This is a genomic window from Mesorhizobium sp. M5C.F.Ca.ET.164.01.1.1, from assembly GCF_004792125.1.
Classification (GTDB): Bacteria; Pseudomonadota; Alphaproteobacteria; order Rhizobiales; family Rhizobiaceae; genus Mesorhizobium; species Mesorhizobium wenxiniae.
The window spans coordinates 1-11,912 of sequence record NZ_SRTG01000003.1 but is presented as its reverse complement, the minus strand read 5'-3'; the positions used below and the strand labels follow the sequence as shown (position 1 = coordinate 11,912).

General features: G+C 61.1%; 14 protein-coding genes and 3 tRNA genes. 6 read left to right on the top strand and 11 right to left on the bottom strand.

Annotation, left to right across the window (positions count from 1 at the left end):
* The coding region (locus tag EN807_RS20915; RefSeq protein ID WP_244571411.1) for a GTP-binding protein at positions 1-128 on the bottom strand (128 nt) is incomplete at its 3' end.
* 307 nt (positions 129-435) lie between these two features.
* Between EN807_RS20915 and EN807_RS20910 the strand changes: the two genes are divergently transcribed.
* Positions 436-1,323 carry a DMT family transporter gene (locus EN807_RS20910; protein WP_135936512.1) on the top strand — a complete coding sequence of 296 codons (888 nt, stop codon included), beginning with the start codon at positions 436-438 and terminating at the stop codon, positions 1,321-1,323.
* A gap of 104 nt (positions 1,324-1,427) precedes the next feature.
* Positions 1,428-1,832, top strand: a complete 405-nt coding sequence (locus EN807_RS20905; protein WP_135936731.1) for a GFA family protein — start codon at positions 1,428-1,430, stop codon at positions 1,830-1,832.
* Between the two features lie 66 nt (positions 1,833-1,898).
* Here the strand turns inward: EN807_RS20905 and EN807_RS20900 are convergent, their stop codons facing one another.
* From EN807_RS20900 to EN807_RS20885, 3 genes are all read right to left on the bottom strand, one after another.
* Positions 1,899-2,156, bottom strand: coding sequence for a GlsB/YeaQ/YmgE family stress response membrane protein (locus EN807_RS20900; protein WP_065008269.1), 258 nt, complete (start codon positions 2,154-2,156; stop codon positions 1,899-1,901).
* 404 nt (positions 2,157-2,560) lie between these two features.
* Positions 2,561-2,634: transfer RNA gene (locus tag EN807_RS20890), tRNA-Gly, on the bottom strand.
* Positions 2,635-2,705: 71 nt separating this feature from the next.
* Positions 2,706-2,790 (bottom strand) — tRNA-Tyr (locus EN807_RS20885).
* 200 nt (positions 2,791-2,990) lie between these two features.
* On the opposite strand from EN807_RS20885, the gene EN807_RS20880 reads away from it, so the two are divergent.
* The gene (locus EN807_RS20880) at positions 2,991-3,842 is read left to right on the top strand and encodes an RNA methyltransferase (protein ID WP_135936511.1); all 852 of its coding nucleotides are present in this window, start codon (positions 2,991-2,993) and stop codon (positions 3,840-3,842) included.
* 73 nt (positions 3,843-3,915) lie between these two features.
* On the opposite strand, the gene EN807_RS20875 is transcribed toward EN807_RS20880, so the two are convergent.
* From EN807_RS20875 to gcl, 3 genes are all read right to left on the bottom strand, one after another.
* Complete coding sequence (locus EN807_RS20875) at positions 3,916-4,803, bottom strand: 2-hydroxy-3-oxopropionate reductase (protein WP_189522528.1); 888 nt, start codon at positions 4,801-4,803, stop codon at positions 3,916-3,918.
* Positions 4,804-5,029: 226 nt separating this feature from the next.
* Complete coding sequence (hyi, locus tag EN807_RS20865) at positions 5,030-5,827, bottom strand: hydroxypyruvate isomerase (protein WP_135936509.1); 798 nt, start codon at positions 5,825-5,827, stop codon at positions 5,030-5,032.
* A gap of 19 nt (positions 5,828-5,846) precedes the next feature.
* A complete protein-coding gene (gene gcl, locus EN807_RS20860) occupies positions 5,847-7,628 on the bottom strand; it encodes a glyoxylate carboligase (protein ID WP_135936508.1) in 1,782 nt (593 codons plus the stop codon).
* Positions 7,629-7,833: 205 nt separating this feature from the next.
* Between gcl and bhcR the strand changes: the two genes are divergently transcribed.
* Positions 7,834-8,655 (top strand): HTH-type transcriptional regulator BhcR, encoded by an 822-nt coding sequence (gene bhcR, locus EN807_RS20855; protein ID WP_135936507.1) that lies wholly within the window; start codon positions 7,834-7,836, stop codon positions 8,653-8,655.
* A gap of 94 nt (positions 8,656-8,749) precedes the next feature.
* On the opposite strand, the gene EN807_RS20850 is transcribed toward bhcR, so the two are convergent.
* On the bottom strand, positions 8,750-9,058 hold the full coding sequence (locus tag EN807_RS20850) for a BA14K family protein (RefSeq protein WP_135936506.1): 309 nt from the start codon (positions 9,056-9,058) through the stop codon (positions 8,750-8,752).
* A gap of 185 nt (positions 9,059-9,243) precedes the next feature.
* A complete protein-coding gene (locus tag EN807_RS35630) occupies positions 9,244-9,411 on the bottom strand; it encodes a hypothetical protein (protein WP_189522527.1) in 168 nt (55 codons plus the stop codon).
* Positions 9,412-9,565: 154 nt separating this feature from the next.
* Between EN807_RS35630 and EN807_RS20845 the strand changes: the two genes are divergently transcribed.
* Positions 9,566-9,641: transfer RNA gene (locus EN807_RS20845), tRNA-Thr, on the top strand.
* A gap of 134 nt (positions 9,642-9,775) precedes the next feature.
* On the opposite strand, the gene EN807_RS20840 is transcribed toward EN807_RS20845, so the two are convergent.
* Entirely contained in the window at positions 9,776-10,678 is a 903-nt protein-coding gene (locus EN807_RS20840) for an ATP-dependent DNA ligase (RefSeq protein ID WP_135936505.1), read from the bottom strand.
* Between the two features lie 121 nt (positions 10,679-10,799).
* On the opposite strand from EN807_RS20840, the gene EN807_RS20835 reads away from it, so the two are divergent.
* Complete coding sequence (locus EN807_RS20835; RefSeq protein WP_135936504.1) at positions 10,800-11,084, top strand: hypothetical protein; 285 nt, start codon at positions 10,800-10,802, stop codon at positions 11,082-11,084.
* 280 nt (positions 11,085-11,364) lie between these two features.
* Here the strand turns inward: EN807_RS20835 and EN807_RS20830 are convergent, their stop codons facing one another.
* Positions 11,365-11,547 carry a hypothetical protein gene (locus EN807_RS20830; RefSeq protein WP_135936503.1) on the bottom strand — a complete coding sequence of 61 codons (183 nt, stop codon included), beginning with the start codon at positions 11,545-11,547 and terminating at the stop codon, positions 11,365-11,367.
* Positions 11,548-11,912: the final 365 nt, after the last annotated feature.

The following is an 11,912-nucleotide window of genomic DNA, read 5'->3' as shown; positions in this document are numbered from 1 at the left end:
TCGTAGCGCTTGTATTCGCCAAAATACTTGGTGATCGCCGCCGTCAGCGACGTCTTGCCATGATCGACATGGCCAATCGTGCCGATGTTCACATGAGGCTTTGTACGCTCGAATTTACCTTTTGCCATAGTCTCTTTCCTTGGACGGCTTGGACCTTCAGTTCAGTCGAATGCGGGGCGCTTAGCGACAACGGCCGAAAAACACAAGTGCCTTGTGGCCGGGGGCTTTCTCACCCGGTCTGAACCCATGATCCGGTTTTCGGGGATGTGGCGCGGATATAGGAACGAACAAGAAGGAATGGAATGGCCGAAGATAGGTTCCGCAGGTATCCGGATTCAACGGGTGGATATCGCCGCTTCCGCCTGTTCGCCGTGCCGGATTTACAGCCGGATCTGGCCCATTGCCGGTGTGGCGCCGGTCTGATTTCCTGATCCGATGCAATTCATTCCGATCGCCATCCGCGGCCCGCTGTTCATGATCCTCTCGACCGGGTCCTATGTCGTCAACGACACCATGATGAAGCTGGCGACGGTGGGGCTGCCACCCTATGAGGTGTTGTTTCTGCGCGGGGCGGCGGCAACGCTGTGGGGCATCCCGTTGCTGCTTTCGTTAGGTTACGCCAAGCAGATCCGGCTGATCCTCGACAGGAGAGTGTTACAGAGAAACCTGCTCGAGCTGGCGGCAATCCTTTGCTACGTCGTGGCGCTCGCCAACATGCAGATCGCCGATTCGACCGCCTTGGGGCAGATCACTCCCCTGCTCATGCTGATTGGCTCCTCGGTCCTGTTCCGGGAACGCATCGGGGGGCTGCGCACGGCGCTCATCGGGCTTGGTTTCATCGGAGCGGTGATGGTGGCGCAGCCGACCATGCAGGGTATCTCGGTCTACGCCTTGCTGGCGCTCGGCAACGCGGCTTTCGCCGCCGCGCGCGATCTCGCCGGACGGCGGGTTGCCGCCGATGTGCCTGGAATGATCGTCGCAATTTCCGCAGTGGTGGTGGTGCTGGTCGGCTCAGGCGCTGCGCATCTGATGTCCGAGCGTTGGGTGATGCCCGAGACGCATCATTTGCTGCTGATGGCCGGGGCCGGCTTGTTCCTGATCTTCGGCCACTTCTTCATCTTCATGGCCTATCGCGTCGGGCCGACCGGCGTGGTGGCGCCGTTCTATTACTGCTTCACCGTCTGGGCGGTCATTTCGGGTCTGGTGGTGTTCCAGCAATTGCCGAACGCGCTGGCGATCGGCGGCATCCTGCTGGTGGTGGCCAGCGGGCTGACCATCGTGTCGCTCGACGAGCGCAGGCGCCGTCTGATCGTGGTGGCCTAGGCCTCGAAACTGCACCAGGAACGGTCGGCTGAGTGGAGAAACCCGTGACAAGCCAAGAGAGTGAAAGCAGCCTGAACGTAAGCAACCAGAATGCCAGCAACCGCATGCTTGCCGGAAAATGCCTGTGCGGCGCCGTGCAATACGCGGTGGCCGACGAGTTCATCTACGCCGCCAACTGCCACTGCTCGAACTGCCGGCGCACCACCGGTTCAGCATTCAAGCCGTTTGCCGGCATCCAGCGTGAGAGACTGAACCTGACCAAAGGCGAGGACAACCTCCTGACCTTTGGCGACGAGGCCGGCCATGACAGGCACTGCAAGACCTGCGGCTCATTGCTCTATTCGGTCGTCCGCGACGGCGCCTTCGTGCACGTCGCCATGGGAACCCTCGTCGACGAGCCGACCATCCGTCCGACGCAGCACATCTTTGTCGGCTCCAAGGCGAAGTGGTTCACAATCACCGATGACCTGCCCCAATATGAAGAGCATGTCGCCGAAGGTGCTGAATAAGAACCTGGCGATGTGGCTGCCGTCAGGCAGGCTGCCGAAGCGACAGCTCTGCCTGGCTTCTAATTTCTAAAGAGCCCGGTTCCCGGTGAACTGGTGATAGGCCCACAGAACGACCACCGATCCCAGCACGGCGACGATCAGGCTGTAGATGTTGAGGCCGGTAACGCCTGACGCGCCGAAGGCGCTGAAGATCAGGCCGCCGACAACAGCGCCGACAATCCCGAGTACGATATCAAGAACAAGGCCCTGCCCGCTCTTGTTGACGATCTTGCTGCCTATAAAGCCGGCGATGGCGCCAAGGATGATCCAGCTTAATATTGACATTTTCCTCTCCATTCCCCGCAACCGATTACTTCCACATTATTAAGCAAAGCTCAAGACAACTTGAAATTTCATGATTACAGAAAGCTCAACCAGCTTGAAATTCGGCCGGATGCGTCATTGTGGAGATGGAACGGCAGGCCAACGACCCGGGCAATGCGCTGGACCCACAGATCATTCGCGAGGTCGCGCAAAGGACAGGGCTGAACGAGCAGGACTTGCTCAAGCAACTATCCGCGGCTTTGCCGGGCCCGTCGTCGATCAGTTGCGCCGAACGGACAGGTGCCGCAACAGCATCAGATCGCTTCCGCGTTCAACAGCCAGCGAGTTGGAGCCCTGCGCGTCCACCGGGCGCGCAATGCTCTAGCACCTTGAGTTCTGGCACTTTGATCTTGCGTGTGGAAATCTGGAGCGGGTAGCGGGAATCGAACCCGCATATTCAGCTTGGAAGGCTGCTGCTCTACCACTGAGCTATACCCGCGCATTTCGCCCGAAATCCGCTATGCACTTTTCGGTCCGATGCTTTGCGTTTCAGGGCTTCCGGGCCGGCAGTGGTGGAGAGGGTTGGATTTGAACCAACGTAGGCATAGCCAACGGATTTACAGTCCGTCCCCTTTAACCACTCGGGCACCTCTCCAGTCTGCCGCCGGAGCCATGCAACGAGGCATCGACGCGTCGCGACCGCGTGAGCAGCCCTTCGCGAAGCGCCTTATGGCGGCAGCGCCCAAAACTGTCAACCGCAACGTCCCGGCAAAACGCGCTGAATTTGTTGACGACCCGACGAGCAGGGTTTTGCGGCTGTATCCATAGGCGGACGACACGGCTATAGAACCGGCCATGAGCAACGATAACAAGCCCAAGACCCCAAAAGACACCCACTACGCCAAGCTGCGCCGCGCGCATCGCGACGAGAAGAGTGGCGGCGCGCCGGCGTTCAGGCCGCGCCAGCCGGTGCCGCCAGCAGAGACAGCAGCGGACGGCCTGGTGCGGCTTTACGGCCTGCACACGGTGCGAGCAGCGCTCGACAACCCGCGCCGGCGGATCAAGAAGATGCTGGTAACGCGCAACGCCGCCGAGCGGCTGGCGATCGCCGACCTCGCCGCCCTGCCCTTCAAGACGGAACTGGTCGAGCCAAAAGACATAGACAAGGTCACCGGCTCCGACGCCGTCCATCAAGGCGCGCTGATTGAGGCCGAGCCGCTAAAACCCAAGCGGCTCGATGCGCTCGGCGATACGACGCTGGTGCTGGTGCTCGACCATATCACCGACCCGCACAATGTCGGTGCGATCCTGCGCTCGGCGGTCGCCTTCGGCGCCGGCGCGCTGATCACCACGGCGCGCCACAGCCCGCATGAATCCGGCGTTCTGGCGAAATCGGCCTCCGGCGCACTGGAGCATATCGATCAGATCGAGGTGAAAAACCTCGCGGAGGCGATCGGGCAATTGCACGAGGCCGGGTTCCAGACCATCGGCCTCGATTCCGACGGACCGGCGGAACTCGAAAAGAGTTTTTCGGGAGAAAAGATCGCGCTGGTGCTGGGCGCCGAGGGCAAAGGCCTGCGCCAGAAGACCCGCGAAACGGTGACGACGCTCGCCCGGCTCGATATGCCCGGCGCCATCCGCTCGCTCAACGTGTCGAACGCCGCGGCGGTGAGCCTTTATGCAGCGAGGAAATTTTTAGGGCAGTAGGGGAATAGGGCAGTAAGGGAGTAGGGAAGTGCAGTTTGTCGGATGCCGTGAATTTTGACCTCCCCCTACTGCCCTACTCCCCTAGCCCATGTCCCGCCATCCGCTCCAGCGCCCTGACCAGCGCGGAGTGATCCTCCTTGGCACCGCCATTGGCCGCGCAGGAGTTGAACAATTGCTGCGTCGTCGAGGTGTTGGGCAGCGAAACGCCGAGCGCTTTGGCCCCTTCCAGCGCCAGGTTAAGATCCTTCTGGTGCAGTTCGATGCGGAAGCCCGGCGCGAAGCTGCGCTTGATCATGCGCTCGCCGTGCACTTCGAGAATGCGCGAGGCGGCCAGCCCGCCCATCAGCGCCTGCCGCACCTTGGCCGGATCTGCGCCGGCTTTCGATGCGAAAACAAGGGCTTCGGCGACCGCTTCAATGGTCAGCGCAACGACGATCTGGTTGGCGACCTTGGTGATCTGGCCGACGCCATTCAGCCCGACCAGCGTGATGTTCTTGCCCATCTTTTCGAACACCGGCCTGGCGCGTTCAAAGGCCTTTTCCTCGCCGCCGACCATGATGGTCAGCGACGCGGCCTTGGCGCCGACCTCGCCGCCCGACACCGGCGCATCGAGATAGTCGCAACCGAGATCGTTGATCTTTTTTGCGAAAGCCTTGGTCTCGATCGGCGAGATCGAGCTCATGTCGATGACCAGCTTGCCATTAGTGAGGCCGGACGCGACGCCGTTCTCCCCGAACAGCACTTCGGCCACCTGCGGGGTGTCAGGCACCATGGTGATGATGATGTCGGCGGCCTGGGCCACGGCGTGGTGGCCGGAGACGGTCTTCAGACCCTTGGCGACGAGATCGGCCGGCGGTTTCGAGCGGTGATCGCTGGCGACGACGATGTAGCCCGCGTCGAGCAGATGCCCCGCCATCGGCGCGCCCATGATGCCGAGGCCGATGAAGCCGATGGTGTCCATTTTGTTCTCCGTCTTTGTTAGGCCGCGTTCCTTCACGCCCCCCTCTGGCCTGCCGGCCATCTCCCCCACAAGGAGGAAGATTGGATGTCACCGCCGCTTTCGCCAATTTTCGAGGTTGGAAAAGTAAAAGCCGGCGCCGGAGCTGCCGATCTCCCCACCCGTGGGGGAGATGGCCGGCAGGCCAGAGGGGGGCGCGAAGGAACTCGACTTCAATAATCCTTGGCCCCTACGCCGCCGCACTGCCCTGCCCGGCAAACTCCCGGAACCATCCCAGTCCGGCTTCCGTGCCGGCCTTCGGCTTGTACTCCGCTCCGATCCAACCGGTATAGCCGATGCGGTCGATGTGATTGTACAGAAAAGGAAAATTGATCTCGCCCGTCCCCGGCTCATGACGGCCGGGATTGTCCGCAAGCTGGATATGCGCAATGCGGTCGAGGTTTGCCTCGATGGTGCGGGCGAGATCCCCCTCCATGATCTGCATGTGGTAGATGTCGTATTGCAGGAACAGGTTCTTCGAGCCGACGCGGTCGATGAGCGCCAGAGCCTGATCCGAATAGTTCAGGAAGAAGCCGGGAACATCGAGCGTGTTGATCGGCTCGATCAACAGCCTGATGCCGGCCTGCTCCAGCTTCTCCGCCGCGAAAGCCAGGTTTTCGGCGAAGACGTCTTCCAGCACGCTCCGGTCGACGCCCTGCGTCGCAATGCCGGCGAGGCAGTTGACCTGTTCGCAGCCCAGCGCATGCGCGTAGGTGATCGCCTTGGCGACGCCTTGCCGGAACTCGGGAACACGATCCGGCAACACGGCAATGCCGCGCTCGCCCTTGGCCCAGTCGCCGGCTGGCAGGTTGAACAGCACCTGCGTCAGGCCGTTCTTCTTCAACCTCGCCGCAACCACCTCCGGCGCATGGTCGTAAGGCCCGATATATTCGACACCCCTAAAGCCGGCGCGGGCGGCGGCTTCGAAGCGGTCGAGGAACTCGTGCTCGCCAAAGAGCATCGAAAGATTGGCTGAAAAACGCGGCATTCTTTTTTCTCCGTAGAGTCTAATCAAGCATGACGATCGCCGTGGGGGCATCCTCGTGGCTCTCGGCAAGCTCCTCGAATTCGGTGATCTTGTCGATTTCGGTGCCCATCGAAATGTTGGTGACGCGTTCGAGGATAAATTCGAGCACGACGGGAACCTGGTGCTCCTTCATCAGGCGCTGCGCCTGCTTGAAGGCGCCGGCGAATTCCTCCGGCCTGCGCACCCGGACCGCCTTGCAGCCCATCGCCTCGGCGACGGCGACATGGTCGACGCCGTAGCCAGCCTCAGGGTCGTCTTTCCGATTGACGTTCTCGAAGGCTAGGCTGACCTCGAAATCCATCGAAAAGCCGCGCTGCGCCTGACGGATCAGGCCGAGATAGGCATTGTTCACCACGACGTGGATATAGGGCAATTTGTGCTGCGCGCCGGCCGCCAGCTCCTCGATCATGAACTGGAAATCATAGTCGCCGGACAGCGCCACTATATTGCGGTGCGGATCGGCGGCGCGAACGCCGAGTGCTGCCGGCAGCGTCCAGCCGAGCGGGCCGGCCTGGCCGCAATTGATCCAGTTGCGCGGCTTATAGACGTGCAGGAACTGCGCGCCGGCGATCTGCGAAAGCCCGATCGTGGTGACATAGGTGGTGTCGCGGCCAAATGCCTTGTTCATCTCCTCATAGACGCGCTGCGGTTTCAGCGGCACCTGGTCGAAATGCGTCTTGCGCTTCATCGTCTTCTTGCGGGCCTGGCATGCCCTGGCCCAGCCTGACCAGTCGCGCAATTTCCCCGCCGTCTTCCATTCCGTGGCGACGTCGAGCAGCATTTTCAGTGCCGCGCCGGCATCCGAGACGACACCGAGGTCCGGCGCGAAGACACGGCCGATCTGGGTCGGCTCGATGTCGACATGGATGAATTTTTTGCCCCTGGTGTAGACGTCGATCGAGCCAGTGTGGCGGTTGGCCCAGCGATTGCCGATGCCGAAGACGAAATCGGCCTCGAGCATCGTTGCGTTGCCGTAGCGATGCGACGTCTGCAGCCCGCACATGCCGGCCATCAGCCGGTGGTCGTCGGGGATTGCGCCCCAGCCCATCAACGTCGGGATCACAGGCACGCCAGCGACTTCGGCGAACTCGATCAGCAGGTCCGAAGCATCGGCGTTGATGATGCCGCCGCCGGCGACGATGACAGGCTTTTCCGCCGCTTTGAGCATCGCCAAGGCTTTCTCGGCCTGGCCGCGCGTCATTGCCGGCTTGAACGGCACCAGCGGCTCATAGGCATCGATGTCGAACTCGATCTCGGCCAGTTGCACGTCGACCGGCAGATCAATGAGGACCGGTCCCGGCCGCGACGAGCGCATCAGGTGGAACGCCTTCTGCAGCGCCATCGGCACCAGATAGGGCTCCATGACGGTGACCGCCCATTTGGCGACGGGGGCCGCGATGGCGGCAATGTCGACCGCCTGGAAATCCTCCTTGTTGAGACGCGCGCGCGGCGCCTGGCCGGTGATGCACAGGATCGGTATGGAATCGGCCGCGGCCGAATAGAGGCCAGTGATCATGTCTGTGCCGGCCGGACCGGAAGTGCCGATGCACAGACCGATATTGCCTGATCTAGCGCGGGTATAGCCTTCGGCCATGTGCGAAGCCGCCTCGACATGACGCGCCAGAATATGGCGGATGGTGTCCCTCGCCTTCAGCGCTGAATAGAACGGGTTGATTGCTGCGCCCGGCACACCGAAGGCACAGGAGACGCCTTCCTTTTCGAGAACGAGAACCGCTGCGTCGACTGCGCGCATCCTGGCCATGTCCGCCTCCACGGAATTTGTTGATGGCCGATAATGCCAGTGCGCCGACTATTTTTCAATCTTTTCAAAATATTTTTTCATTTCTAAGAAGTGACGGTTAGCTACTGATTTTATTGAATGTTCCGTTTTCCATAGGTTCGGCTCGGCAGACCAGTGAAAAACTTTTTCATTGCGCATTTGACGAAATCGGCAAGAATTGACCGCCATGGAAACCACCGAAAAACGCCAGCGCGGACGTCCGCGTGCCTTCCACGGTCCGTCCGACTCCGCTTCGGTGCAGTCGCTCGACCGGGCGCTGCGCATTCTGGCCATCGTTGCCGAAGGCAGCGGCCTGTCGCTGAGCGAGATCGCCGCGCAGAGCGACCTTGCGGCATCCACCGTCTACCGCATGCTGACGACGCTGGAAAACCACGGCATGGTCGAATTCGACAGCACCGACCAACTCTGGTCGATCGGCGTCGAGACTTATCGCATGGGCGCGGCGTTCCTGCGCCGCCGCAAGCTGGTCGACCGCGCCCGCACCGTCATGCAGGAACTGATGGAGAAGACCGGCGAGACCGCCAATCTCGGCGTCGCCGAGGACGATTGCGTCGTTTTCGTCAGCCAGGTCGAGACACATCAGGCGATCCGCGCCTTTTTCCGTCCGGGCACGCGCAGTTCCTTCCATGCGTCGGGCATCGGCAAGGCGGTGCTGGCGCATCTCGATCCGGAGCGCGTCGGCGCCATCCTGCGCCGGGCCGGGCTGGAGCGCTTCACCGAAAAGACGCTGTCCGACATCTCGGCGCTGGCCCGCGACCTGGTGACGATCAAGCTGCGCGGCTGGTCGGTCGACGACGAGGAGCGGCACCCCGGCATGCGCTGCGTGGCCGCCGCCATCTTCAATGAGTTCGGCGAGCCCATCGGCGGCGTATCGGTTTCGGGGCCGACGGTGCGGGTGACGCCGGAGCGGCTGGCCGAGATCGGCCCGCTGGTGCATGATGCAGCGGCGGCGGTGACGAAGATGATCGGCGGAATCAGGCCGGCCTGAGCGCCCGACGCCGTAAGCGCGAGCGGGGCAACCCTCCAGACAAGAAAAAGGGGCCGTGGAGTGCCCCTTCTTCCGGTTGTCTGAAACGGTCCATTCAAAGCCGGCAGCGGTGACGGTAGCCGTCGTAGCCGACATAGGTATCCGAGTACGGATCGTAACTGTGATAGCGGTTGAGGCAGCGCCGGACGTGCCATGAGCCGCCGTTCTCGTGGATATAGACGGTGCGCGGCTGGGCCAGCGCGCTGCCGAGCAGGAAGCCGCCGACGCCGGCGGCGATGCCGATGCCAAGGTGCTTGTTGTGATGGTGCTTGTGATGGGCGGCCGAAGACTGAACGGTGCCGGCCAGCATGGCGGCGGTGACAGTCGTGGCGATGAGGCTGGAAACGATGGTGCGCTTGAACATGACGATCTCCTTGCTGCGTTGCGAGAGGCGATCCATCCGCCTCTTGACGATCAGTCGTTGCAGCAAGGAAAAAAGTTCGATGATTTTTTGGATTTTTTCGAAAGCGAAAAAGCGGCCGGTCTGATTGTCAGGCGCGCAATTACGACCGCGAAGAGCGCCGGTCGATAGTCCGCCGGCGGAGGGCCTCAGCCCATGCCGATAATGTGGCGCAGCCAGAAGGCGAGCGCGATGAAGCCGATGATGGTGGTGATTCCGGTCCAGTCAACGTTGGCGCTCTTCACTTGCTTGATGAGCTTCACCAGAAGAATCCAGGCCACGACGACGACCAGGGCAATGACGACAAGTCTGATCATACGACACCCTCGCCTATGCAATTGCACCTTCGGTCAATATAGGAGGCGAATTGGCCGTTTTCAGGATGCCCGCGCCGGAAGCTCCGGCGCGCGCTCACGGGCAAACAGAGTTTTGTCTTTACTGGCGCAACAAATATGCTAACCGGAGCGCCGTGCCCTTGTAGCTCAGCTGGTAGAGCAGCGGTTTTGTAAACCGAAGGTCGGCGGTTCGATTCCGTCCGGGGGCACCAGTCAAATCAATAACCTACCTGAATTTAATTACGCATCAGCTGAAAAAGTTTTCGGCTTCGGGTAACGAAAAGGGTAACAGAAACGTGAAAAACCCGGCCACCGAAGCAGCCGGGCTTTGTTGGCATTCCTGCTTTCAGGCCGCAACAGCGCTGATTTTGGGATCGAATGGCGGCGGTGCTGGCGTGAGGCTGAAGAGGTCTTCCTCGCCGCGCAGGTGCTTGACGCGGCCGATCAGCCCTGGCTTGACCCATTGCGTCGCCGGCCGCTTCATGCTCTTCGGCGCCGGCCCGGCGTGCTCCTGGACGCGCTTCCATAGGCGCTCGCGGATCGCCCGGCTAGGATTGATGAAGGCCGATCCAATATATTTGCGCGTGCCTATCTCGCCCATCAGGGCGAATGCCGGCTTGCCGGCCTCGCGCTCGACGCCCAGCAGTTCGAACTCGCCAACGGCGAAGCATTTCGCCTTCAGCCAGTTGGTCGACAGGCCGCTGCGATATTTGCTGTCCCGCCGCTTAGAAACCATGCCCTCAAGTCCGGCCTGGTCGACCAGGTGAAAGATCGCCTTGGCGTCGCCCGGAAGATCCTGGCTGAACTGGATGCGGATGTCTGGAGGGATAATGGCAGCGAGGATTTCGCGACGCTCCTCGAGCGCCATGTCACGCATATCCTGACCGTTGAGGTGCAAGAGATCGAAGGCGACGAAATAGAGGTCGTGCTGTCGCCGGGTGATCGCCTTGCGCAGTTCCGCGTAATCCGACAGGCCGGCCTCATTGAGGACTACGATCTCGCCGTCGATGATTGCGTTCTCGACGTCCAGCGTCTTGGCGGCCGCAGCGAGATCCCGGTATTTCGCGGTCCAGTCCAGCCCGCGCCGGGTGAAGATGCGAACGCCGCCGGCGTCTATGATGATCTGTGAGCGGTAGCCGTCGAACTTGACCTCATGGCTCCAGCCGTCGCCTTCCGGAGGCTTGTCGACCAAGGTTGGCATGAGCGGTTCGATGAACTGCAACCGGCCTTCGCCGGAACCGTTACGCATACTGAAAACCCCAACGCCACAGACGAGACTCAAATCCGAAGCGCAGATTCAGTTCCGGAACATTTTAGCAAAATGGAATGTTTAGTTGGGAATGATGAAGTTGGAAGTGGAGCCCTAGGCCATGACTGTGAAGATCGGCGATGAAGTCACGCTCACCGTGACAATCCTGAAGGTGCTGGACAACGGCATGTCGAGCGTGAGCATACCGTCTTACAGCTTTCCCTTTTCGATGGACACACCTAAGAGAACAAGGGTCGGCCAGAAGGTCGAGATCACCGGCTTTGTCACTCGGGTCGATGACGAGGACGGCAAGGTGACGGTCCGGATCGAAGGAGCCGGCCTAGTCACGGTAGACGTCGAAACAGTATCGCACGAGCCCGCGCCTAGGGTGCATCGGTCTCGGTAGCCATGGCCCCTTCCGAGCCCGATTAGTTTTTTGGCGGCCCGCAACGTCCCTTTTAGAACAGCGATTTCGGTTTCGTGATCTCCTCCGGACATCGAGCAAGCCGTTGATCAACGAATTGTTTAGCGTGCTCCGCGATCCTGGTTGCCGAATGGAAGCTCTTGCTGAAATTGTCTCTTGCGGCGGACCCCAATCCGCTCGGCCGGTGTCTCTACTAGGCAATCTACCCCAACGCCCCCAAGGGACGCCGGCCACGTCAAGCGTGTCCGTTCGGCACCGGGTGTCAGCGCCGCGATTTCATCAACCGGGCCTGAAATACCAGTGAATTCCAGTTGGTGCCGATCAGTTCGATCAGAAGCCGAGCATCAGGCTCCGAGATACCTGTTTGCTCGGCCAATCGCCGGGCAAGAAGCTGGACGGCAGACCCACTGTCCGGCTCTGCCTTGCGCTCGTCCTCGCCAACCATAAGGCAGCTCCTTTGGAGTTGAACGCAGAGGGAGGCCGGATGTTTCATTTTGAAGCAGATCGGAAAACAAAAAAGCCCGCTAGCCGGAACCAGCGGGCATCGGAAGAGAGTCCAGGTTGGGGGCAAGCCCCGCCAGCTTCAAGATTGACGTGTCCGTGAAGACCCGCAACGTCCGAACGGATGAGAAGAGCCGTTCGACGAGAGAGCTATCGGGCCTTCGCTGTCTTGCGATTCTTCCGTGCTGGCGTCGGCTCTGCAGCCGAAGCCTCCGGAAAAGCGATTTCAGCCTTCAGTCGCTGCTCCCGGAGCCGAGCTGTCTTTGCATCTCGTGCCATGCGCTCGACCTCGATCAATTCCCGGGCAGC